We start from the raw sequence: 24,040 nt of genomic DNA, 5'->3' as shown, positions 1-24,040 counted from the left end.
CTCGCGGCTAAAGCCGCTCCTACGAAAAGCCGGAGCAGCGGAGCGAGCTCCGCTCTACACAAGCGATCGGACGGTCAGTGCTGGGCGCGCGGAGCGCGGGTCACCAGCTTCTTCAAGCCGCGGCCGATGCGGGCCAGCAGCGAAGGTGCGGCTTCGCCCGCGGCGGGCGCCGTCTTGGCGGCCGATTTGGCTTTCGCGGCGGACTGCGCTGCGACGTTCTGCGCGACGCCTTCGCCGCCCTCAAGCTTGCGCCCGCCGCGACGACGGCGACGTTTGCGCGGTGCGCGTTCACCTTCCGCGGGAAGCGCGGCCACGGCCGCGATCGGCGGCGTTTCCGCGACCGGACGCGGCGCCGCGTCCAGTTTGCGCGGCGGACGCGGACCGCGTTCGCGGCGCGCGTCGCCCCCGGAGGCGCGCGGACCGCCGCGGCCGGAACCGCTGCCGCTACGGCCGGCACCGCCGCTGCGGCCGCCGCCGCGGCGTTGTTCGTCGGCCAGACGCTGTTCGCGCGCTTCCTTGAAGATGCTGCCGATGCTTTCTTCCTGCTCGTCCTCGCCTTCCACCTTGGCGCGCGGCGCGCGCGGCAGCGCGACCAGCAGGTCCGGCGTCACGGTCGACACCGGAATCTTCTGTTCGATATAGGCCTCGATGTCCGGCAACGACATCGCGTAGCGCTCGCAGGCGAAGCTGATCGCGTCGCCCTCGGCGCCCAGGCGGGCGGTGCGGCCGATGCGATGCACGTAATCCTCGGCGTCGAACGGCAGATCGTAGTTGTAGACGTGGCTGACACCGTCGATGTGCAGGCCGCGCGCGGCGACGTCGGTGGCGACCAGGATCTCGAGCTGCCCGGCCTGGAAGCGCTTCAGCAGCGTCTCGCGCTTCTTCTGCGGCACGTCGCCGCTGAGCACGCCGACCCGGTAGCCGGCCCGCTCCAGCGCCCGCGCCACGCGTTCGACGAAGGCCTTGGTGTTGACGAACACCATCGTGCGCGCGCCTTCGCTGCGCGACAGCAGGCCCAGCAGCAGCGGCAGCTTTTCCTCGTCGGCCGGGAAATACATCGCCTGGCGCACCTTGGCGTTGGTGATGTATTCGGATTCGACGATCAGCTTTTCCGGCTCGTTCATGTGCTCGTAGGCCAGCTCCAGCACGCGATGGCTGAGGGTGGCCGAGAACAGCAGGGTCTGACGTTCGGTCCGCACCGGCATGCGGCGCAGCAGGAAGCGGATGTCCTTGATGAAGCCCAGGTCGAACATGCGGTCGGCTTCGTCCAGCACGCAGGTTTCGCAGGCGTGCAGCGAGACCACCTTGTGCTGCTTGACGTAATCGATCAGGCGGCCGGGCGTGGCGATGATCACGTCCACGCCCTGCTGCAGCAGGGCGCGCTGCTTGTCGTAATCGACGCCGCCGTAGACCAGGGCGAAGCGCAGGCCCAGGTCGCTGCCGAACTTGACCGCGTCCTTATGGATCTGGATGGCGAGTTCGCGGGTCGGCGCCAAGATCAGGGCGCGCGGATCTTCGGGTTTGCGTTCGGCCAGCGCCGGCCGCGTCAGGATGCGGTTGATCACCGCGATCAGGAACGCGAGCGTCTTGCCGGTGCCGGTCTGCGCCTGGCCCGCGACGTCGCGGCCGGCCAGCGCCATCGGCAAGGTCAGGGCTTGGATCGGCGTGCATCGGGTGAACCCGGCGGCCTCCAGCCCGGCCAACAGCGCGGGATGCAAATCGAATGAAGAGAAGGTGATATCGGTAAGCGGTTTGTCGGACATGCTGTTGCGTCGATGAGCGCGTATCGCGCTTGCGTGGGCGGCGTCCTCGTCGCAGACTGCGGCCTGGATTCGGGGCGGGGTGGCGGACTTGAAACCGCCTCGTTAACGCCCCAGTTTACCGTACTTGGCGCCCCCCGACCGGGCCGCCCCAGCAGGAGATTTTCCGTGAACGACAAGGTCATCCACGCCGGCGACGCCGATTTCGACTCCACCGTGCTGCAGTCCTCCGAGCCGGTCCTGGTCGATTTCTGGGCGCCCTGGTGCGCGCCCTGCAAGATGATCGGGCCGGTGGTGGACCAACTGGCCGACGAATACGAAGGCCGGGCCAAGATGGTCAAGGTCGACGTGCAGGCATTCCCGAACCTGGGCATCCGCTACAACGTGCGCAGCATCCCGATGCTGCTGTTGTTCAAGAACGGCCAGATCCAGGCCAGCCAGATGGGCGCGCCGGGCAACATCAAGGCCGTGCTCAATCAGATGATCGAAAAGGCGCTGTAATCCTATAGGTGGCGCCGGATCCGCGCCGAATCAAGGTCCGCCGATTCCGGGAAAGCCCATGAACGACAAGGTCATCCATGCCGGCGACGCCGATTTCGACGCGGCCGTGCTGGGTTCTGCCGAACCGGTGCTGGTCGATTTCTGGGCGCCCTGGTGCCCTTCCTGCAAGACCGTGGTCGGGCCGGTGGTGGACGAGCTGGCCGACCATTACGCCGGCCGCGCCAAGATGGTGAAAGTGGACGTCGAAGCCCATCCCAACCTGGGCATCCGCTTCAACGTGCGCAGCCTGCCCATGCTGATGATGTTCAAGAACGGCCAGGTCCAGGCCACTCAGTACGGCGCGCCCGGCAACCTCCGGACCGTGTTGAACCAGATGATCGAAAAGGCGCTTTGAGCTCCCGCTTTTATGTAGGAGCGGCTTTAGCCGCGAGCTTTTCCACCACGCCGAGCCTACGGGAAAGAGCTCGCGGCTGAAGCCGCTCCCACAAAGAAGCCGCCTGCCAGCGGCTTCCATGAACGAAAACCGTATACCACCCTTGCCGCCGCGCCTTGGCGGTGCTAGTTTTTGCCCGACCCGGCGCGTCATCGGCGCCGCACCCCCTCTCCAGAACCACTTCTCATCAACGTCCGCTCGCGACCGCGAGCGCTCGCAGCAGCGAGGAATTCCGAGCTTGTCCAAGAACACTCCCGACTCCGGCGAAACCGCCGTGAAGCGCGTACGCAAAACGCGCGTGGCCGCCGCAGAAAACACCGAAGCACCGGCACCGGCCGCTTCCGCACCCGCGGTTTCCGCACCCGCCGCTCCGCCGTCGCCCGCTCCCACGCCCGCCGCGGTCGAGTCCGCGCCGGCACCGGCGCAGCAGAACGCCAACCCGCCCGCCGAAGGCGGCGGCAACGCCCACACTCAAGCTGAAAGCGGGGAATCGCGCGAGCAGCGCGACAATCGCTTCAACAACAACAATAACAACCGCCGCGATCGCTTCCGCAACCGCCGCGACCGCCAGCGCGACCGCTTCCGCGACGACGGCCTGCCGCAGGACAACCCGGGCAACGGCAACGGCGACGGCAACCATTACCAACCCCAGCCGAAGCTGGCCAATATCCCGGAAGGTTTCCCGCAGTACTCGCTCAGCGACCTGAAGCGGATGCCGGCGCAGAAGCTGCTGGACATCGCCGAACAACTCGGCATCTCCGAAGGCGTGGCCCGCGCCCGCAAGCAGGACGTGATCTTCGCCCTGCTCAAGGTGCTGACCCGCCACGGCGAAGGCGTCGCCGCCGACGGCGTGCTGGAAATCCTGCCCGACGGCTTCGGCTTCCTGCGCGCGGCCGAGGCCAGCTACCTGGCCGGCCCCGACGACACCTACATCTCGCCCAGCCAGATCCGCCGCTTCAACCTGCGCACCGGCGACCATTTGAGCGGCCGCATCCGCTTCCCGAAGGAAGGCGAGCGCTATTTCGCCCTGTCGATGGTCGACACCATCAACGGCGAGCCGCTGGAAGCGTCCAAGAACAAAGTCCTGTTCGAGAACCTGACGCCGCTGTTCCCGCGCCGCCGCTTCGTGCTGGAACGCGGCAACGGCTCCAGCGAAGACATCGCCGGCCGCATCCTCGACTTGATGGCGCCGCAAGGCAAAGGCCAGCGCGCATTGATCGTTTCGCCGCCGAAAGCCGGTAAGACGATGATGATGCAGCAGGTCGCCACCGCGATCACGACCAACCATCCGGACGTGCATCTGATCGTGCTGCTGATCGACGAGCGCCCGGAAGAAGTCACCGACATGCAGCGCACCGTGCGCGGCGAAGTGATTTCCTCCACCTTCGACGAGCCGGCCGCGCGCCATGTTCAGGTCGCCGAAATGGTGATCGAACGCGCCAAGCGCCTGGTCGAGCACAAGAAGGACGTGGTGATCCTGCTCGACTCCATTACCCGCCTGGCCCGCGCCTACAACAACGTCGTGCCCAGCTCCGGCAAGGTGCTCACCGGCGGCGTCGACGCCAACGCCCTGCATCGCCCGAAGCGTTTCTTCGGCGCCGCGCGCAACGTCGAGGAAGGCGGTTCGCTGACCATCATCGCCACCGCGCTGGTCGAGACCGGCTCGAAGATGGACGAGGTGATCTACGAAGAGTTCAAGGGCACCGGCAACAGCGAAGTGCACCTGAATCGCCGCATCACCGAGAAGCGCGTCTACCCGGCGATCGACATCAACCGCTCCGGCACCCGCCGCGAGGATCTGCTGATCGAACCGGAAATGCTGCAGAAGATCTGGATCCTGCGCAAGCTGCTGCATCCGATGGACGAGATCGCGGCGATGGAATTCCTGCTGGACAAGATGAAGAACACCAAGTCGAACGATGAATTCTTCGCTTCGATGAAGCGCTGAGCCGCAGTGCGGAACGCAGAACGAAAAAGCCCCGCATCGCGGGGCTTTTTCGTGAGGGGAGCGCGATTCGCAAGGCTCGGCGACTAAGGGCGAATTAAAGCGAACGGCTGCAAGCCTTGCGGAGCTCCCGAGGCCGCTATTCGGCGGATCGGCAAGCTTCCTCGATCCATCCGGCGCCGTTACGAACGCTCACATTTCCCGCGTTTGGAGTACTCTCCGTCCAACGTTCCACGGACCCGGGAACGGCATGTCCCTCGCCGCCGCCACGTTCCTCGCCGAAGCCCAGGCCCGGCTCGCCGGGCTGTCGCAGGCTTTGTCCCGCCAAGTGACCTCGCAGGACGTGGCCTGGACGCTGTGCGATTTCTGCGGCCGGGAATTGGCGCTCGCCGATGCCGTGGTCTATCTATTGGACGAAGGCGGCGCCACGCTGACCCAGCAAGCCGCCTGGGGACCGAAACGCGCCGCGCACCACATGTTGGAATCGCGCATCCGCTTGGCGATGGGCGTGGGCATCGTCGGCCGCTGCGCGCAATTGCGCTTGCCGCAACGCACCGCCGATGCGCGCCTGGACGAACGCTACGTGAGCGACGATCAGCCGAACCTGTCCGAACTGGCGGTGCCGATCCTGTTCGGCGACGCTTTGTTCGGCGTGCTGGACAGCGAACATCCGCAAGCCGACTACTACCGCATGGCGCACGAGCACGCGATGCTGGCGATCGCCGAACGCGGTGCGCACCGCTTGCGCGAAGTCGGCGCGTTCAACGCTCCAGCCGCTTGAAGCCGAACAGCGCGGCCAACGCATGGCGGCGGCGTTCGATCGACGCGCGCAGCAGCCCCGCGCCGATCGCGCTGTAGGTGATGCCGTTGCCGCCGTAGGCCATCGCGAAATGGACGCGCGGGCCGTGTTGCGGATGCGGGCCGAAGAACGGCAATCCGTCTTCGGTCTCGGCGAAGGTGCCGGCCCAGGAAAAAGCCGGCCGCAATAAGGCCTGCGGCAGCAAGGTCTGCGCTCGACGGACCAGCTTCGCGGCTTTCTTTTCCACCCGCGCGTCGCGCTTGGCCGGGACGTCGATCGCGTCGTCTTCGCCGCCGACGATCAGCCGATCGTCTTCGGTCGTGCGCAGATACAGATAGGGCCGGGCGGATTCCCAGGCCATCGTCCGCCGGAACGCGCCGAGCGTCGCCGGATCCAGCGGATCGGTCACCAGTGCGTAGCTGCTGCGGTTGCGCGCGACCCGCGGCTTGAGCCAGCGCTGGCTCGCGTAGCCGGCCGCGAGCACGACGTGCTTGGCGCGGATGCGGGGGCCGTCGATGCAAGTCAGCACGGCGCCGCGCGGACCGGTTTCGATCCGGTCGACGATGCTGCGGTCGTACACGCCGCCGCCGCGCTTCTGCACCCGCATCAACAGCCGGTAAGCGAAGCGGTAGGGATCGACGGTCGCGGCCAGCGCGCTCAGGATCGCGCCCGGCGCGTCGATGCCGTAGCGCTCGCGCAGCGCAGCGCGGTCCAGCCATTCGACCGGCAGGCCGTGGCGTTCGCGCATCGCGAATTCCGCGAGCAAATCCTGGCGATGCCGGCGCTTGCTGGCGTAGTAGAGGCTGTCGTTGCGCGCGAACCTGACGTCGCGCAGCTGTCGCGCGACGGCCTCCAGCATCGGAATCGCGGCGGCGCATGCGCGGTAGGCCAGCGCCGCATCGGCTTCGCCGTAGCGCCGGGCCAAATCGGTCATATGGGTGTCGATTTCGTACTGCAGCAAGGCCGTGCTGGCGGCCGTGCTGCCCCAACCGACGTCGCGTTGTTCGATCACCGCGACCTCGTGCCCGTGCGCGGCCAGTTCGTCGGCGATCAGCGCGCCGGTGATGCCGCCGCCGACCACCGCCACGTCGCAGCGCAGGTCGTCCCGCAGCCGCGGGAAAGCGTGCATCAGGCCGTTCTTGACCGCCCACCAGGGATAGCCGCTCTTCAGGTCCATGCATCGGCCGTGCCGGAAAGAGGCACGATCAAGCCAGCGAACGTGTCGGCGCGGCGTGAGCGGGCGTAACGCGCCATAATCGGCGCAGGAGGTGCGCATGCACGGCAGCGGTCTGCAATTGGCCTTGGTGTTCCTGCTCGCGGCGGTGATCGCGGTGCCATTGTTCAAGCGTTTCGGCTTGGGCGCGGTGCTCGGTTATCTGGCCGCGGGCGTGGCCTTGGGCCCCGACGGCGCCCAGGTGATCGCCGACGCCGCGCCGGTGCTGGCCGCCAGCGAAATCGGCGTGGTCATGATGCTGTTCGTGATCGGCCTGGAATTGTCGCTGTCGCGGCTGAAGGTGATGCGCAAGTCGGTGTTCGGCGCCGGCGGCCTGCAGGTGGCTCTGTCGGGCCTGGCGCTCGGCGGCTTGGCGCTGTTCGACGGCCTGAGTTGGCAAGCGGCCCTGGTGATCGGCTTGGGCTTGGCGTTCTCGTCCACCGCGGTGAGCCTGCAACTGCTGTCCGAGCGCAAGACGCTGAATACCGACCACGGCCGGCTGGCGTTCGCGATCCTGTTGTTCCAGGACTTGGCGGCGATCCCGCTGATCGCGGCGATTCCGCTGCTCGGCCACGTCGCCTCGACCGAATCGCAGCCGGTCTGGATCGCGACGCTGAAAGCCGTCGCCGCGATCGGCGTGGTGATCGTCGGCGGCCGGTATCTATTGCGCCAATTGTTCCGCGGCGCGGCGCGGATCGGCGTGCCGGAGATGCTGACCGCAAGCGCGCTGCTGGCGGTGCTCGGCGCCGCGTGGGTGATGCAGCTCGCGGGGCTGAGCATGGGCCTGGGCGCGTTCCTGGCCGGCGTGCTGCTGGCCGATTCCGAATTCCGCCACGAGATCGAATCGCAGATCGAGCCGTTCAAAGGCCTGCTGCTCGGCCTGTTCTTCATGGCCGTGGGCATGAGCATCGACATCGACCGGGTGGTGGCCGAGCCGATCATGATCCTGATCGGCGTGGTCGCGCTGTTGGCGGTGAAGTTCGCGATCCTGTTCGCGGTCGGCCTGCGTCCGGGCGGCTTGAGCGCCGCCGAAGCGCTGCGATTGGGCAGCGTGATGGCGCTGGGCGGCGAATTCGCCTTCGTGGTGTTCACCGAAGCCGACCGCGCGGCGCTGATCGACAGCGCCATGCACGACCGCCTGGTCGCGATCGTCGGCGTGTCGATGGCGCTGACGCCGTTGCTGATGATCCTGGTCGCGCGAGCGATCGGCCTGCGCCCGGCGCCGAAGCAGGAGCGCGAGTTCGACCGTTTGCCCGACGACGCGCATCCGCCGGTGATCATCGCCGGCTTCGGCCGCTTCGGCCAGATCGTGGCGCGCTTGCTGATCGCGCAGCGGATCCCGTTCGTGGCGCTGGAGACCGACGCGCAGCAAGTCGACTTCATGCGCCGTTTCGGCAACAAGATCTACTACGGCGATCCGGCGCGTCCGGAACTGCTGCGCGCCGCCGGTGCGGCGCAGGCCAAGATCTTCATCGACGCCATCGACAATCCCGAAGCCAATCTGCGCACCGCGCGCGTGGTGCGGCGGCTGTATCCGGACCTGAAAGTGTTCGCCCGCGCCCACGACCGCCGCCATGCCTGGCAATTGATGGACCTGGGCGTGGAAGTGTTCCGCGAGACCTTCGCCTCGGGCCTGGAAATGGGCCGCGAAGTGCTGGTCTCGCTCGGCGTGCCACGCGATGTCGCCGTCGACCGCGCGCAGCGGTTCCGCGAGCACGACGAACGCCTGCTCGCCACCCAGCACCTGATCTACGACGACGAAGACGCCTTGCTAGAGACCGCAAAGCAGGGCCGCGCCGAACTCGAGCAGCTGTTCGAGGCCGACATCGTCGGCGAACTGGAAAGCGACGTGCTGAGCGTGGCCAGCGGTGTCGCGCACGAGACCGAGCGGCGGGGTTGAGTTCGGTTCAACTCGCTTCGACCGCTGTTGCTTTTGTTCGTGTAGAGCGGAGCTTGCTCCGCTGCTCTTGTTTGTCGCCGAGGTGAATCCCTATACAAAGGGAATACTCCTACGCTCCGACAAATGGAACGCCGATAGCGCCGATGATCGCAGGCCATACCTTGTCGGCATGGCTAGCCCGAAACTATCGCGTCACCGGCAATCCAAGGTCGGCTTCTTTTACATCGTCACGACGGTCACCGATCGGCGCACACCATTGTTCAAAGATGACCGAGCAGCCCGCATGGTCATCCACGAGATCAATAGCTGCGAGTACGAGGGTTTAGTCGACAGCCATGCATGGGTCGTCATGCCGGATCATATTCACTGGTTGGTCGAACTGCGTTCCGGTTCATTGAAAGCGTGTCTTCAAAGATTCAAGTCGCGATCGGCACGGGCCATCCACTCGATGCTAGGCACCTCCGGAGCCATCTGGCAGCCTGGTTTTTACGATCACTACTTGCGCAGCGATGAAGATCTGCGGGCGCAGGCGCGATACATCGCCTTGAATCCGGTCAGAGCCGGCATCGTCGCCAAGACAGAGGATTATCCGCATCAATGGAGCAGATGGATCCGAAACTGTGCGGGTCTCTAAACCGATCCATTCGATTTGAAGGTAGAGCAGAGCAGCGGAGCAAGCTCCGCTCTACACGAGCAAGCAGGGCACAAAACGGTCAGCGCGGCTCGCGCAGGAACCGGGCCATCGACACACCCGACTGGGTCGGGCCGAATTCGCCGGCGACGTCGACGAAGCCGCGCATCACCGCGATCTCGCGCGGGGTGCGGTTGAGCGCGTCACGCAGGTCGGGGTCGCTGCCGGCGCGGATCAGGCGCTGGGTCACCCGCAACAGGCCGTGCAACGCGGCCAGGTGCAGCGGGCCGAAGCCGCGCGGGTCTTGCGCGTCGAGCGAGACGTCCTCGTCGAGCAGGCGGTCCAACGCGACCAGTACGGTGTCTTCGTCGCAAGCGGTGCCCGGTTCGGCGCGTGCGCCGAGCAGCAGCAACAACGGCGTCACCCCGCCGGCCGCGGCGGCATCGGGTTCGGCGCCGGCCAGCAGCAAAGTATCGAACAAGGCCAGCAAGCGCGGGCGTTCGCGCGCGGTGAAACCGTACAGCGCCGCGCAATGCAGCGGCATCAGGCCTTGCGCGTCGCTGGCGTGCACGTTGGCGCCCGCGGTGAGCAGGCGCGCGGTGAGATCGGGCAAACCGAGCGCCGCGGCCAGCATCAACACGGTCACGTCGCCCGGCAAACGCTGTTCGAGCTCGGCGCCGGCGCCGAGCAGGCCGTCGACGATATCGGTCTGGCGCATGCTCACCGCCGCCGACAAGGGCGTGGCGCCGCTGTTGGCGGCGCGGCCAGGATCGGCGCCGCGCGCGAGCAGCAGATCGACGGTGGCGCGATGGCCGCCGCCGGCCGCGCGCAGCAGCGCGGTGCAGCCCTGGCTGTCGGTCGCGTCGACCGGCAAACCGAGATCGAGCAAGCGCCGCACCGCATCCGCATCGCCGACGATCGCCGCCGCCGGCACGTCGCCGGGCTGCAGCGCGCGATGCGGCAGCGGCCAGCCGCGCCAATCGAGCCAATCCGCCAAATCGCGGCGGCCCGACGACAGCGCTACGCCGAGCGGCGTTTGTCCGTCGGCGGCGCGCAAATCGGGCGAGGCGCCGCGCGCGATCAGCTGCTTGAGCACACCCTCGCGGCCGAGCGCGGCGGCCAGATGCAGCGGCGTCATGCCGTGCGCGTCGCGCGCGTCGGGATCGACGCCGTGCGCGATCAGCCGGTCGGCCAAGCGCAGCCAACCCAGACGCACCGCCAAAGCCAAGGCCGGATCGCCGGACGGCGCGGGCGCGAAGGGATCCGCGCCGCGTTCGAGCAGGTCGATCGCGCACGACTCCAGCGCCAGATCGGCTTGTTCTTCGGCGCTGCAGCTGGCGACGAAACGGGCCAAACCGCCGGCGCCGGCCGGCGAAACGGCGCGGCGCAGAAACACGTGCAGCGCCGGCAAACCGCTGCGGCCGCGCGACAGCAGCGCGAACATGGCGTTATCGCCGTGCGCATCGCGCGCCTCCGGATCGGCGCCGCGCGATAGCAGCCAGGCGAATGCTGGCGGCGCCAACTCGGCATCGTGCAGCAGACTGCCGAGCTCGGCGGGGCCAAGCAATCTGGCCAGCGCATCGTTGCCCTCGTCGCGCCCTTCGTGCAGCGCTTCGCGCAGCAGCGCCAGCGGCGCGCGGTCGGGCGGGGTTTCGTCGCCGGCGTCGCCGACGTTGCTCGGCAACGGGTAATCGGGATCCAGCGCGGTGACGATCGCCCAACGCCCGTGTTCGGCGGCACGATCGATGGCGCGCTTGCCGTCGCGGTCCAAATGGCCGGGGTCCGCGCCCAGCTCGAGCAAGCGCCGCAGCAACGCCGGCGTGGCTTGTTCGGAAATGCCGGCGAGGATCAGCGCATTGCGGCCCTCGCCGTCGACCGCGTCGAACTCGGCATGCGCTTCGGCCAGGCGTTCGACCGCGGCCAGCGATCCGCTTTGCGCCGCGTCGAGCAGCGGCGTGCGCCCGGCTTCGTCGCGCGCTTTCGCGTCCGCGCCCGCGCCGAGCAGCATGGCGACGATTTCCGCATGCCCGGCCAGGCTGGCCGCATGCAGCGCGCTGCGCCCGCGCGCGTCGCGCGCGTCGACCTTGGCCTTGTGCTTGAGCAGCAGCTGCACGCCGGCCGGATCGTCTTCGTCGGTGGCCGCGGCCGACAGCAACGCGGGCTGGCCTTGCGCAGGCTCGGTGCGCGCGCCGCGCTCCAGCAGGAAACGCGCCAGGCGCCAATTGCCGGCGGCGCAGGCGATCGCCAGCGGCGATTGGCCTTCGTTATTCAAAGCGTCGATTTCGGCGGCGGCATCGCGCAGCAGCGCCGCCACGCCGGGATCGGTGCTGCGTGCGGCGTGATGCAGCGGCGTATTGCCGTCGGCATCGGCCACGCGCGGATCGGCGCCGTTGGCCAGCAGCGTCATCACCGCTTCCGGACGGCCGTGCCAGCTGTCGCGCGTGGCTGCCAGCAGCGGCGTCATGCCGGCGTGCGCTTCGTTGACTTGCACACCCTTGGCGATCAAGCCGCGCAGCAAGCGCAAATCCGGCAATACCGCCGCCAGCAGCGGCAGCGTGCGCTGATCGCGATCTTCCGTCGCCGGCAGCGCATGCGGATCGGCGCCGGCCTCGAGCAGCGCCAGCGCGCGCTCGACCCGGCCGGAACGCGCGGCCGCGTACAAGGCCGAGGTCGGCTCGCCTTCGTCTTCCGTTTCCGCGGCTTCGTCTTCGTCGTGCGGCAATTCTTCGATCACGGCCAGCGGCGGCGCTTGCGTACGCTGCAGCAAGAAATGCAATAGCGGCAGCGCCAGCGCGTACAGCGCGGCCGCGATCCAGCGCACGGTCGGCGCCAGCAATCCCGGCCAGGCCAGGACCAAGGCGGCCGCGAGCATCGCCGCGACCAGGCTCGCCGGCCGCCATCCGCTGGAAATGCCGATTTGCACTTCGTCGAGACGCTGCCAGCGATCGCGCAGATCGCCGCCTTTGCGCTCGATCGCACGCCACACCGGCCAGGTGCGCCACAAGCCCAGCCAGATCACGCCGGCCACCAAGCTCAGCCCGATCGCCGCGCCCAGGCTGCCGCTCTGGCGCAAACCGGTCAGCGGCCAGGCGATCAACAGCGCGGCTAAGGCTAGGCCTCCGCCCCACAATGCGAGCAGGACGCCGGCTTCGCGCGCCAAAGCTTTGCGGCCGGCGACATCGAAAGCCGGCCGGCCTCGGCTTCCCTGCCACCAGGACACCGCCAGCGCCAGCGCCGGCTGCGCCAGCCAGGCGGCCAACGCGGCGATAACGCCGCCGAAGCCGGTCAGGACGGCCAACAGCATGCCGGTCGCCAATGCGCCCGCCGTTTCGCGCCTCAACTCAGGCATCGGCGCGCTCCGGCGCCAATTTCGGCGGGAATTGGATGTGGAAGCCGCGCGCAGTCAGGTTCTCGCGCACCACGGCCGCGTCCTCGCGGGCCAGCTTGCGGTCCGTGGTCAAAGCCACTTCCAGCACGAAACGCAGCGGCCCCAACTGGGTGCGCAGAGGTTCGGGGAGCTGCTCGAAACCGTCGCGCCGGGCGAGGTAAACGTAGGTATCGTCCTTGCGCTGGCTCTTGTAGACGTAGGCTTGCATCGGGGGCACGGCGGGGAACCGCGACGATTGTGTCGGAAAGGCCGGAAATAGGGAATCTATGCCGGATTTTGCGCGCAAACGCCGCCGCGCGTCGCGCTTCGGACTTTTGCCGTTTGCCCCTTTGAAAAGGGGGCGAATCGCCGAAGGCGATGGGGGATTTGCTTTTGATCTTGCTCTGTCCTCTAAGCAAGATCAAAAGCAAATCCCCCTTAATCCCCTTTTTCAAAGGGGGAAACAGCGTCAGTGATAACCCGCGTCCGCCGCGACTTTGCCCTTGAACACGCTGTACGACCAATACGTGTAGCCCAGGATCGCCGGCAGCAGCACGACCAGCCCCGCCAGCACGAAGCCCTGCGACGACGGCGGCGAAGCGGCCTGCCAGATGGTCAGCCCCGGCGGCACGATGTTCGGCCAGATCCCCAGCACCAGGCCGGCGAAACCCAGCGCGAAGAAGCACAGCGTCAACACGAACGGCGCCGCGTCGCGGCCTTGCCGCATCGCCGCGCGCCACAACGCGAACGCGTTCAGCAAAGCCAGCGCCGGCACCGGCGCCAACCACCAGAAATTCCCGCCCTCGAACCAGCGCGCCATGATCCGCGAGTCCAGGAACGGCAGCCAAGCGCTGACCAGGCCCATGAACGCGACCACCACCAGCACCAGCGGCCGGGTCAGGCCGCGCGCCACTTTCTGCAACGCGCCTTCGGTCTTCAGGATCAGCCAGGTCGAACCGAGCAAGGCGTAGCCGAACACCACCGCGATTCCGGTCAGCATCGAGAACGGGCTGAACCAGCCGAACGCGCCGCCCAGGTACTTGCCGCCGTTCAGCGGCATGCCTTCGACCAATGCGCCGAGGATCACGCCTTGCGCGAACGCGGCGAACATCGAGCCCAACGCGAACGCCGCGCCCCAAGCCGGCTTGCTGCGCTGCGCCTTGAAGCGGAATTCGAAAGCCACGCCGCGGAACACCAGCGCGATCAGCATCAGCAGCACCGGCAGGTACAGCGCCGATAGCACCACCGCATAGGCTTTCGGGAACGCGGCGAGCAAGCCGGCGCCGCCCAAGACCAGCCAGGTTTCGTTGCCGTCCCAGATCGGCGCGGCCGTGTTCATCATGTGGTCGAGCTGTTTTTCGTCCTCGGCGAAGGGCGCCAGGATGCCCAGGCCCAGCACGAAACCGTCGAGCAGCACGTACATCAGCACGCCGAAGCCGATGACGCCGAACCAAAGGATGGGGAGCCAGTATTCCATCGCCATTACCTCGCGCACGGCGCTTTTGTGGGAGGGGCTTCAGCCCCGACATGGCGGTCGGGGCTGAAGCCCCTCCCACAAAAGCGTGCGCGCATCACGCGTTCTCCTCGATCGCCTCGCCCGCCGCCGACAGCGGCCGCGCCGGCGTCTTATCGCCCTGGTCGCGCCGCGGCGGCGGTTCGTGCGGTTGAGGGCCCTTGCGCAGCAGCTTCAGCAGATACCAGGTGCCTGCGCCGAACACGATGGCGTACACGATGGCGTACACGATCAGCGAGGCCATCACGCTGGCCGCGGCGAGCGTGGGGCTGACCGCATCGGCGGTGCGCAGCAAACCGTAGATCACATAAGGCTGGCGGCCGATTTCCACCACGTACCAGCCCGCCAGGATCGCGACGAAACCCGCCGGCGTCAGCAGCCGCCATCCCTGCAGCACCCAGCGCGACTCGTACAACCTGCCGCGCCGCCAGGCCCATAGCGAAGCCAGCACCACCAGCAGCATCGCCACGCCCAACCCGACCATCACCCGGAACGCGTAGAACACCGGCTTCACCGGCGGCCGTTCGTCGGCGGGCACGGACTTCAGCGGCTGTATCTCGCCGTCCATCGAATGGGTCAGGATCAGGCTGCCGAGCTTGGGAATCGCGATTTCGTAATCGTTGCGTTCCTTTTTTTCGTTCGGCACCGCGAACAGCACCAGCGGCACGCCGCCCGGGTGGTGTTCCCAATGCGCCTCCATCGCCGCGACCTTGATCGGCTGGTGCTCGAGCGCATTCAAGCCGTGCTGATCGCCGACGAAGATCTGCGTGGGCACGGTGATCGCGGCGAAGATCACCGCGGCTTTCAGCATCCGCTTGGCGTGGTCGACGTGCTTGCCGCGCAACAGGTAAGCCGCGCTGACGCCGCCGATCACGAAACAGGTGGTGATGAACGCGGCCAGCACCATATGCGCCAGCCGGTACGGGAACGAGGGATTGAAGACGATCTGCCACCAGCTGGCCGGTTCGAACACGCCGTTCACGATTTCATAGCCGGCCGGGGTCTGCATCCAGCTATTGGCGGAGATGATCCAGAAGGTGGAGATCAGCGTGCCCAGGGCGACCATGCAGGTGGCCAGGAAGTGCAGTTTTTCGCTGACCCGGTTCCAGCCGAACAGCATCACGCCCAGGAAGGTCGCTTCCAGGAAGAAAGCGGTCAGCACTTCGTAGCTGAGCAGCGGGCCGAGGATGTTGCCGGCCTGTTCGCTGAGCGTGGCCCAGTTGGTACCGAACTGGAAGCTCATGACGATGCCGGACACCACGCCCATGCCGAAGGACACGGCGAAGATCTTGGTCCAGAAGAAGAACAGGTCGCGCCAGGCGGTGTCGCGGGTGCGCAGCCAGCGCCATTCCAGGAAGGCCAGCCAGCTGGCCAGGCCGATGGTGAAGGCCGGGAACAGGATGTGGAAGGAAATGACGAACCCGAATTGGATCCGCGACAGCAACAATGCGTCCACGACGCGCTCCGCGGCACGCGGGGTGGTGCCGCGCCGCATATTGTGCGCCGCAGCAGGGGAGATCGCAAATCTTCTAAATCCCGGCTTGGTGCTGTTTTTTTGCGCGCGACGTCTGCCAGTCCATCGCAACTCTCTTCTAATGAAAAAAGAAAAATTCGAAGCGGACGTCTCGAAAGCTCACATTGCGAATGTCGATCCGCTTCACCGACTCAATGAGTGCCCTTTCGAAGCGGAAAGCGAACGCTGAATGCCAGCAAGCAACTTCGCTTCGGTCCGATGGCCACTTTTTCCGGAGTTTGCGTCTTTGATGGAGCCTGATTTCCAGGCCTCATCCTTCTCCGTCCAGGCCCTTCCAATGAAGACTTCGTGTTCTACTTTTTCGCGCCAGCCCAGGCCGCTACTTTTGAGTATCGCTCTGTTGGGCATTTTGGCAGCGCCTTCGGTCCATGCAGGCCAAGCTTGTGATCTGGTCGATGGCGATCTCATGACTGAAGATGCGGGCAGCAGCACCGCGATCGGCATGGATGCAGTGGCTTGCGGTTCCAGCAATACCGCTGAAGGTGATTTCAGTAGCGCTATGGGTCTTGGAAACTGGTCACAGGGCGTTGAAAGCAGCGCACTCGGTCTATTTAACTGGGCAGAAGGCGAGGATAGTTCCGCAATCGGCAACAGCAATGAAGCTCACGGCTTGCAAAGCGCAGCCTTCGGTTTCGACAACTTTGCCGACAATAAGAGCGCGAGCGCAGTAGGTAGCGGCAACTCGGCCTTGGGCCAGGACAGCGTGGCGGTCGGCACATCGAACACGGCCAGCGGCGCGGAGTCGCAGGCAATCGGCAACAAGAACACCGCTAGTGGCGGCCAAAGCAGCGCTATCGGCGTAGGAAATAAAGCCAATCAGAATTTCAGCACAGCGGTAGGCCTATTTAATGAAGTGAATGGCTTGGGAGGAACGGCTTTAGGCCGCAACAACAAAGTTGAGTCGGTCAATGGCGTCGCAATCGGCGCAACCAATGTTGCCGCTGGATTCCTCAGCAATGCAGTCGGGCGCGATAACGAAACTTTGGGCTCTCGAAGCAATGCTTTTGGCACTGACAACAAAGCCAATGGCGCAAACAGCAGCGCGTTCGGCTTCCGTGCCACGACTATCGGTTCAGGCAGCCAAGCTTTTGGTAGTTGGCTCGACCTGAACGGCAACGGCATTGCGGATCTCGACTTGGATACCAATGGCGACAATATCGCCGACGCCAGCAGTGAATTGACCGTAGCTTCGGGCGATCACGCCGTGGCGATCGGAGCCGCGTCCCAGGCGATGGCGATCCGTTCGCTTGCGATCGGTACCGATAATGTGGCCGGCGGTTTCGCCGGTAACGCGATCGGCTCCGGCAATACGGCCACCAACGAGCTCAGCAGCGCGGTCGGTTTCAACAATACGACTCAGGGCCCAGGCAGCAATGCTTTCGGCACGAACAACCTCGCCAGCGGCCTTGGCAATACTGCGGTCGGCTTCGGCAACACCGCCAGCGGCGATCGCAGTGCAGCAATGGGCTTCCGCTCTACCGCTAGCGGTGAGGGTAGTTTGGCGCTCGGCAGCTGGATGGATCTCAACGGCGACGGCTCCGCTGACAGCAATGAGGTGGCCACAGCTTCGGGTGAAAACGCAGTCGCAATCGGCGCGGCGACGCAGGCCACAGGCGATAGAGCTCTCGCGGTGGGCTTTGAAAACCTCGCCAGCGCCAGTGATAGTCGCGCTATCGGTCGTTCCAATCAGGCGAACGGTAATGCCAGCAATGCCATTGGAGGCGGCAACACAGCTACCGGCATCGCTAGCAATGCGATAGGTAACAATACTTTGGCAAACGGCACAGCCAGCAACGCAATCGGCGTTAGCAGTGTTGCCAATGGGACATTGAGCAGCGCCTTCGGAACCCTGACTTTCGCTGAAGGCGAAAGTAGCGTTGCCGTCGGCAGTTGGTTCGACGCCGATGGCAATGGCCTACCCGATCAGAACAGCGAACTGACCACCGCCTTTGGCGATCACAGTACCGCCATCGGCCCGGGAGCTTGGGGTTTGGGCGCTCGTTCCGTAGGCCTGGGCGCCGGTGCCTTCGCTACTGGAGACGACAGCGTGGCCATCGGCAGCAGGTCTCAGGCCCTTGAAGCCAACACCATGTCGGTCGGCAGTGTCGGCAACGAACGCCGCATCGTGAACGTCGCCGCCGGTACAGCGGACACCGATGCCGTCAACGTCGCGCAGCTCAATTCCGGCCTGCAAAGCACGCTGGCTTCGGCGAATGCCTACACCGACATGGTGGTAGCCAACAATGGCGTCAACCAAGTGGACCTGGATGCGATCAAGGACTACGCCGACGTCGGCGACGCGCAGACGCTCGGCGCGGCCAAGGAGTACGCCGATGCCGGCGACAGCCAAACTTTGGCCGAAGCCAACGCCCATGCCGACGCGGGCGACGCCAGCACGCTGTCTTCGGCCAAGGCCTACACCGACACGCGGATCCAGCAGCTGGCCGGCTTCGATGCGGGCAATTTCGAACGGCGGCTGGACGGCCTCGATCGCCGCATCGGCCAGCTCGATACCCGCATCAATCGCGGCAACGCCATGGGCGCGGCGCTCGCTGGCATGAGCGCCAACGCGGTGGCCGGCGCTGGTGCGCGTGGCCGCCTCGCTATCGGAGTGGGTGCGCAAGGCGGCTCGAGTTCGATCGCGATCGGCTACGGCAAGCACATCGGCGACCGCGCTTCGTTCTCCTTGGGCGGCGCCTTCAGCGGCAGCGAGAAGGCGGTCAACGCCGGTTTCGGCTTCGATCTCTAAGCGTTCCGACAGGTTCGTTACGGGAGATGCGGCCGGAACTGGTCGGCCGGGCCGCATCGTGGTTCTCTGCTGGCTCAGGCAGTAGCCACACCCGGGGCGGGGCGATTCGTCGCCCCGCTTTTTTTGTTTTTAGCCCCTCTCCCACGGGGCGAAACCGCACTGCTTGCGCGCCATGGCGCGCGTGCGGTTGTGAGCCCGCGCCGCTGGCGCGGGCTGGGGCGCGAAGCGGGGGTTGGGGTGAGGGTTCGGCGGAGCGAGGTCGTCTGAACTCCGAAGACAATCGTCAGCTCACGATTCATCTGCGATCGTTACCCAAATCGCTCCGCCGAACTCTCACCCGCCCTTCGGGCACCTTCTCCCGGAGGGAGAAGGATTTCCGGCGCTTCGCCATGACCGATGACCGATAGCGGCCCGGTCCCTGGCTGATAGGCTTGCCGTCTTTCGCCGCCGACCGCCGCCGATGCGCCCGAATTTCCGCACCGCTCTTCTCGCCGCCCTGTTCTTGTCCGGCGCCGCCGCCGCGCAACCCGCGACTCCGCTGACCCTGGACCGGATCATGGCCGACCCGGACTGGATCGGCCCGCCGGTCGAAGACGTCTGGTGGAGTTGGGACGGCCAGCGCGCGCAGTACCAGCTCAAGCGCGACGGCGGCGGCATCCGCGACATCTACCAACAGGGCATCGACGGCGGCAGCGCCGCACGCATCGACGGCGCCGCGCGCGCGCAGCTGGACGCGTCCGACCCCGTCTACGACGCGGCCCGCACGCGCATGGCCTTCGTCCGCAACGACGACATCTTCGTGCGCGACCTGCGCAGCGGCGCGCTGACCCAGCTCACCCGCACCGAAGCCCGCGAATCGCGTCCGCAATGGGGCAACGACGGCGCCCTGGTCTGGCGCGTGGACAACGATTGGTACCGCTGGACCGCGCGCGACGGCGTCGCCCAAGCCGCCGTGTTGAAGGCCGAGAACGATCCGGCCGAAGCGCCCAAGCCCGACGACCTGCGCGACCGCCAGCTGCGCCTGATCGAAACCCTGAAGAACGACCGCGACCGCAAGGAAGCGGCGCGCAAGCAGAACGAGGACTGGCGCCGCGCCGATCCCACCCGCACGCCGGCGCCGGTCTATCTGGGCAAGGACGTCGACATCCACGACAGCGCGCTGTCGCCCGACGGCCGCTGGCTGCTGGTCGTCACCCAGGCCAAGAACGGCGACACAGACCAGGCCGGCAAGATGCCGAAGTACGTCACCGAATCGGGCTACGAGGAATTCGAGGAAGTGCGCACCCGCGTCGGCCGCAACGCGCCGCTGCCGCACAAGCTGTGGTTGGTCGATCTGGCCGACGGCAAACCGCGCGAACTGAAATTCGACGCCCTGCCCGGCATCGCCGAGGATCCGCTCGCCGATTTGCGCAAAGCGGCGAAAAAAGATCCGCTGAAGGGCAACCGCGACGTGCGCGTGGAGAGCGACGGCGAAGGCGGCAGCCCGTCGGTGCATTGGAGCGGCGACAGCCGCAACGTCGGCGTGCTGGTGCGCGCGATCGACAACAAGGACCGCTGGATCGCCACCGTCGACTTCGCCAACGCCAAGCTGCAGCCGCGCCACCGCCTGCGCGATGCGGCTTGGATCAACTGGACCTACAACAATTTCGGCTGGCTGCCGGACGGCAAGACCTTGTGGTACCTGTCCGAACAGAGCGGCTACTCGCATCTGTACGTCACCGACGGCGCCAAGACCAAAGCGTTGACGCAGGGCGAGTGGGAAGTCTCCTCGCCGGTGCTGGCCGCCGACGGCTTCTACTTCCTGTGCAATCGCCAATGGCCCGGCGATTACGAAGTCTGCAACGTCGGCGCCGACGGCGGCACGGTGCGCGAAGTGACCGCTCTGGACGGCGTCGAAAGTTTCGTCCTGTCGCCGGACGGCAACAAACTCCTGCTGCGCCATTCGGACAGCTATACGCCGCCGCAGCTGGCGGTCATCGGCACCGACGGGCAAGGCATGCGCGAATTGACCGATACGCGCAAGCCGGAATTCAAAGCGATCGCCGATTGGATCAAGCCCGAATACGTGAAAGTGCCGTCCAAGCACGGCGCCGGCGTCGTCTGGGGCAAATATTACGGACCGAAGCAGCTCGAAGCCGGCAGGCGGTATCCGATCGTGATGTTCGTGCACGGCGCCGGCTATCTGCAGAACGTCAGCGCGCGTTATCCGAACTATTTCCGCGAGCAGATGTTCCACAACCTGCTGGTGCAGCGCGGGTACATCGTGCTGGACCTGGACTACCGCGCCAGCCAGGGCTACGGCCGCGACTGGCGCACCGCGATCTACCGGCAGATGGGCACGCCCGAGCTGGAGGATTACTTGGACGGCCTGGATTGGCTGGTCGCGCAGAAGCAAGGCGACCGCGACCGTGCCGGCATCTACGGCGGCAGCTACGGCGGCTTCATGACCTTCATGGCGCTGTTCAAGCAGCCCGGCGCGTTCAAGGCCGGCGCCGCGCTGCGCCCGGTCAGCGACTGGTCGCAATACAACCACGAATACACGTCCAACATCCTCAACACGCCGGAGCTGGATCCGGAGGCGTACAAGAAATCTTCGCCGATCGAATACGCCGCCGGACTGCAAGACCACCTGCTGATCGCGCACGGGATGATCGACGACAACGTGTTCTTCAAGGATTCGGTGATGCTGTCGCAGAAGCTGATCGAACTGCGCAAGGACAAATGGGAAATCGCGCCGTATCCGCTGGAGCGGCACGGGTTCGTCCACTCCGATGCTTGGTACGACGAATACCGGCGCATCTACGAGCTGTTCGAAAAGACGCTCAAATGACGAAACGGCCCGTCGCCTGGCGCCTGTTGCCGCTGGTCGCGTTCGCCGGCGCGGCATCGTCCAACGACGACTCGGGCGCTGCGTCGGCGCCGGTGGTGTTCGCGCCGGGCATCGTGTCCGGTCCCGCGCACGATTCGGCGCCAACGTTCACGCCGGACGGCGACACTCTGTATTTCCAGCGCAGCAGCAACGAGGGCGCGACGATCCTCGAGACGCATAGGAGCGCGGAAGGGTGGTCGAAGCCGCAGGTGGCGCCGTTCTCGGGTGTGTGGAGCGATATGGAAGCCTCCCTCGCTCCCGACGGCAGCTTCCTGATTTTCGTTTCGAATCGGCCTGCGCACGCGGGCGGAAAACCGATCGACGCGGAATACCAAGGCCGGCGCAGGCCCGGGCAAGGCGGCAACTTGTGGCGGGCGGATCGGGTAGGCGACGGCTGGGGCGAGCCCTGGCGGTTGCCCGACGCAGTGAACCGCAGCGATTCGACTTTCGCGACCAGCATCGCGGCCGACGGCAGCGTCTATTTCATGCAGCCGCTCGGCGCCGGCGGCAAGTTCCGGCTGTACCGTTCGCGATTCGACCGCGGCGGTTACCAGCCGCCCGAACCGCTGGCGTTCAGCGATGGCAACACCAACGATGTGGATCCGGCGGTCGCGCCGGACCAGTCGTATCTGGTGTTCGCCTCTTCGCGCGCGCCCGCGAAGGGCATGGACTTGTTCGTCGTCTTGCGCGGCGCCGACGGGACCTGGGGAACGCCGCGGCACATGGGCGATATCGTCAACGCGGAAGGCTCCGACGCCGAGCCGCGGCTCGGGCCCGATCGCTGCACGCTGTACTTCAGCAGCGAGCGCACGCAGCCGGTCGCCTACCCGCGCGATCGCGCGCAGGCGGAGCGCGATCTCGCCCGCATCCAAGCCTGGGACAACGGCCAATACAACATCTGGCGCACGTCGCTGGCCGGCTGGGTGCCTGCTTGCGGCGCGGAAAAGACCGCCGGCGCAGGCTAAGTCCTCAAACGCTCGTCAGCCGCGCCTTCTCTTCGCGGTACAGCGCTTCGTGCTCGTGCACGTACCGCGTCACATCGCGCAAAGGCTTGCCGTAGATGTGCAGCGACACCGTGACGCCCCGCTGGCCGGCGTTGCGGCACGCGTGCAAATGGTGCGGCGGCAGCAATCCGATCACGCTGCCTGCCGGCAGCGGCCGGTGATCGGCGGGGCGCAGTTCGGTCAATGCCTTGTGCCGGCCGGCGATGCGGTAATCCAAGACTTCCAGTTCGCCGCGCAGCACGGCTTCCACGCCCCAGGTATCGGCATGGTCGTGCACGCCGCTGCCCTGGCCCGGCGCCCAGGCGATGGCGATCACCTGATAGTCGAATTCGGGCGAACGATACAGTTCGCGCCGCACCGGACCGTCCGCGGACGTCTCCAGCAGCCAAGCCGGCAATGCGCCGACGTCGGCGAGCGCGCCGCGCAGGCCTTCCGCCAGCGCCGGCACGATCTTCTGCGGATGGTTGGACGCCATGGCGATGTCGGCGAGGACGATCACGTCGTCGAGCAGCGGAAACGATTCGCGGCGCGAAGCGGCAGCGGACAAGGTCATTCGCATTCCTCGGATTGATCGACCGGATGCGACTATCGCCAAGAACGCCGATGCGCGAGTTAGTGCGCGGTTAAACAGCGCATCCGATTTGGAACACTGTAGGCGCGTCGGATGCGTTGTTCTTCGTAAAGGCGCTCTTTCGCGGCCCGCGCTTTTGTGGGAGCGGCTTTAGCCACGAGCTCTTCGATCCACTGCAGCCAACCGAAGCAAAAGCTCGCGGCTAAAGCCGCTCCCACAAGGCGCGGAGCCGCCTGCCCTACAATGCCGCCATGACCGACATCGACGCCGTCCGCGACTACCTCTCCGGCCTGCAAGACCGCATCTGCGCCGCATTGGAGCGCGCCGACGGCCGCGCGCGCTTCGCCGAAGACGTTTGGACGCGCAACGAAGGCGGCGGCGGGCGCACCCGGGTGCTGCGCGACGGCGCGGTGTTCGAACAGGCCGGCGTCGGCTTCTCGGACGTGTCCGGCAACGCGCTGCCGCCGTCGGCGAGCGCGGCGCGGCCGGAATTGGCCGGCGCGTCGTGGCGCGCGGTCGGCGTGTCGCTGGTGCTGCATCCGCTGAATCCCTATCTGCCCACCACCCACGCCAACGTGCGCCATTTCCGCGCCGAGCGCGACGGCGAAACGGTGGCTTGGTGGTTCGGCGGCGGCTTCGACCTGACCCCGTTCTACCCCTTCGACGAGGATGTGCTGCATTGGCACCGCACCGCGCGCGACTTGTGCGCGCCGTTCGGCGAAACGCGCTATGCCGAGCACAAGCGCTGGTGCGACGACTATTTCTTCCTCAAGCACCGCGGCGAGACCCGTGGCGTCGGCGGTTTGTTCTTCGACGACCTGCATCGGGATTTCGAGCGCGACTTCGCCTATCTGCGCGCGGTCGGCGACGGTTTCCTGAACGCCTATCTGCCGATCGTCGAACGCCGCCGCGATACGCCCTACGGCGAGCGCGAACGCGCCTTCCAGCTGTACCGGCGCGGCCGTTACGTCGAATTCAACCTGGTCTGGGATCGCGGCACTTTGTTCGGCCTGCAAAGCGGCGGGCGCAGCGAATCGATCCTGATGAGCCTGCCGCCGCTGGTGCGCTGGGAATACGGCTACGCGCCCGGACCGGGCAGCGCCGAGGCGCGATTGCAGGATTACCTGCGGCCGCGCGATTGGCTGTCGGAACTCCCCGCCCCGTAACGCTTTCGCTTTGTAGAGCGGAGCTTGCTCCGCTGCTCTTCGGACCCGGCGCGATCCAAGCAGCGGGGCAAGCCCCGCTCTACAA

At 66.4% G+C, this 24,040-nt stretch carries 17 protein-coding genes; 10 read left to right on the top strand and 7 right to left on the bottom strand.

Annotated features, from left to right (window positions below):
* Positions 1-74: 74 nt before the first annotated feature.
* Positions 75-1,763, bottom strand: a complete 1,689-nt coding sequence (gene rhlB, locus FCE95_RS09770) for an ATP-dependent RNA helicase RhlB (protein ID WP_137266835.1) — start codon at positions 1,761-1,763, stop codon at positions 75-77.
* Between the two features lie 165 nt (positions 1,764-1,928).
* Here rhlB and trxA point away from each other — a divergent pair, with 165 nt between their 5' ends.
* The 4 genes from trxA (at position 1,929) to FCE95_RS09750 (ending at position 5,420) form a co-directional block, all read left to right on the top strand.
* Positions 1,929-2,261, top strand: coding sequence for a thioredoxin (gene trxA / locus FCE95_RS09765; protein WP_137266834.1), 333 nt, complete (start codon positions 1,929-1,931; stop codon positions 2,259-2,261).
* A gap of 58 nt (positions 2,262-2,319) precedes the next feature.
* A complete protein-coding gene (locus FCE95_RS09760) occupies positions 2,320-2,655 on the top strand; it encodes a thioredoxin family protein (protein ID WP_137266833.1) in 336 nt (111 codons plus the stop codon).
* A gap of 277 nt (positions 2,656-2,932) precedes the next feature.
* Entirely contained in the window at positions 2,933-4,642 is a 1,710-nt protein-coding gene (gene rho / locus FCE95_RS09755; RefSeq protein ID WP_137266832.1) for a transcription termination factor Rho, read from the top strand.
* A 247-nt stretch (positions 4,643-4,889) separates the two neighbouring features.
* Positions 4,890-5,420 carry a GAF domain-containing protein gene (locus FCE95_RS09750; RefSeq protein WP_137266831.1) on the top strand — a complete coding sequence of 177 codons (531 nt, stop codon included), beginning with the start codon at positions 4,890-4,892 and terminating at the stop codon, positions 5,418-5,420.
* On the opposite strand, the gene FCE95_RS09745 is transcribed toward FCE95_RS09750, so the two are convergent.
* Complete coding sequence (locus FCE95_RS09745) at positions 5,401-6,615, bottom strand: NAD(P)/FAD-dependent oxidoreductase (protein ID WP_137266830.1); 1,215 nt, start codon at positions 6,613-6,615, stop codon at positions 5,401-5,403. The genes FCE95_RS09750 and FCE95_RS09745 overlap by 20 nt on opposite strands.
* 97 nt (positions 6,616-6,712) lie before the next feature.
* Here FCE95_RS09745 and FCE95_RS09740 point away from each other — a divergent pair, with 97 nt between their 5' ends.
* Positions 6,713-8,551 carry a monovalent cation:proton antiporter-2 (CPA2) family protein gene (locus tag FCE95_RS09740; protein ID WP_137266829.1) on the top strand — a complete coding sequence of 613 codons (1,839 nt, stop codon included), beginning with the start codon at positions 6,713-6,715 and terminating at the stop codon, positions 8,549-8,551.
* A 169-nt stretch (positions 8,552-8,720) separates the two neighbouring features.
* Positions 8,721-9,185, top strand: coding sequence for an REP-associated tyrosine transposase (locus FCE95_RS09735; RefSeq protein ID WP_137266828.1), 465 nt, complete (start codon positions 8,721-8,723; stop codon positions 9,183-9,185).
* Positions 9,186-9,264: 79 nt separating this feature from the next.
* Here FCE95_RS09735 and FCE95_RS09730 read toward each other — a convergent pair whose 3' ends face one another.
* From FCE95_RS09730 to FCE95_RS09715, 4 genes are all read right to left on the bottom strand, one after another.
* Positions 9,265-12,531 (bottom strand): ankyrin repeat domain-containing protein, encoded by a 3,267-nt coding sequence (locus tag FCE95_RS09730; protein WP_137266827.1) that lies wholly within the window; start codon positions 12,529-12,531, stop codon positions 9,265-9,267.
* Positions 12,524-12,778, bottom strand: coding sequence for a YcgL domain-containing protein (locus FCE95_RS09725; RefSeq protein ID WP_137267556.1), 255 nt, complete (start codon positions 12,776-12,778; stop codon positions 12,524-12,526). Before FCE95_RS09725 ends, FCE95_RS09730 begins: the two co-directional genes overlap by 8 nt.
* A gap of 240 nt (positions 12,779-13,018) precedes the next feature.
* Positions 13,019-14,032, bottom strand: a complete 1,014-nt coding sequence (gene cydB / locus FCE95_RS09720) for a cytochrome d ubiquinol oxidase subunit II (protein WP_137267555.1) — start codon at positions 14,030-14,032, stop codon at positions 13,019-13,021.
* 88 nt (positions 14,033-14,120) lie between these two features.
* The gene (locus tag FCE95_RS09715; RefSeq protein ID WP_137266826.1) at positions 14,121-15,518 is read right to left on the bottom strand and encodes a cytochrome ubiquinol oxidase subunit I; all 1,398 of its coding nucleotides are present in this window, start codon (positions 15,516-15,518) and stop codon (positions 14,121-14,123) included.
* A gap of 484 nt (positions 15,519-16,002) precedes the next feature.
* On the opposite strand from FCE95_RS09715, the gene FCE95_RS09710 reads away from it, so the two are divergent.
* The 3 genes from FCE95_RS09710 (at position 16,003) to FCE95_RS09700 (ending at position 22,179) form a co-directional block, all read left to right on the top strand.
* Positions 16,003-18,345 carry a YadA-like family protein gene (locus tag FCE95_RS09710; RefSeq protein ID WP_189644719.1) on the top strand — a complete coding sequence of 781 codons (2,343 nt, stop codon included), beginning with the start codon at positions 16,003-16,005 and terminating at the stop codon, positions 18,343-18,345.
* 460 nt (positions 18,346-18,805) lie between these two features.
* Positions 18,806-21,175, top strand: a complete 2,370-nt coding sequence (locus FCE95_RS09705; RefSeq protein ID WP_137266824.1) for a S9 family peptidase — start codon at positions 18,806-18,808, stop codon at positions 21,173-21,175.
* Positions 21,172-22,179 (top strand): TolB-like translocation protein, encoded by a 1,008-nt coding sequence (locus tag FCE95_RS09700; RefSeq protein WP_189644718.1) that lies wholly within the window; start codon positions 21,172-21,174, stop codon positions 22,177-22,179. The genes FCE95_RS09705 and FCE95_RS09700 overlap by 4 nt, the downstream gene beginning before the upstream one ends.
* Positions 22,180-22,183: 4 nt before the next feature.
* Here the strand turns inward: FCE95_RS09700 and FCE95_RS09695 are convergent, their stop codons facing one another.
* On the bottom strand, positions 22,184-22,771 hold the full coding sequence (locus FCE95_RS09695; protein ID WP_189644717.1) for a cysteine dioxygenase family protein: 588 nt from the start codon (positions 22,769-22,771) through the stop codon (positions 22,184-22,186).
* 269 nt (positions 22,772-23,040) lie between these two features.
* Here FCE95_RS09695 and hemF point away from each other — a divergent pair, with 269 nt between their 5' ends.
* A complete protein-coding gene (hemF, locus tag FCE95_RS09690; protein ID WP_137266821.1) occupies positions 23,041-23,955 on the top strand; it encodes an oxygen-dependent coproporphyrinogen oxidase in 915 nt (304 codons plus the stop codon).
* Positions 23,956-24,040: the final 85 nt, after the last annotated feature.

It is taken from the genome of Luteimonas gilva (assembly GCF_005239095.1).
GTDB classification, from domain to species: Bacteria; Pseudomonadota; Gammaproteobacteria; order Xanthomonadales; family Xanthomonadaceae; genus Luteimonas_C; species Luteimonas_C gilva.
The sequence above is the reverse complement of the archived record's forward strand: the minus strand, read 5'-3'. Positions and strand labels throughout refer to the sequence as shown.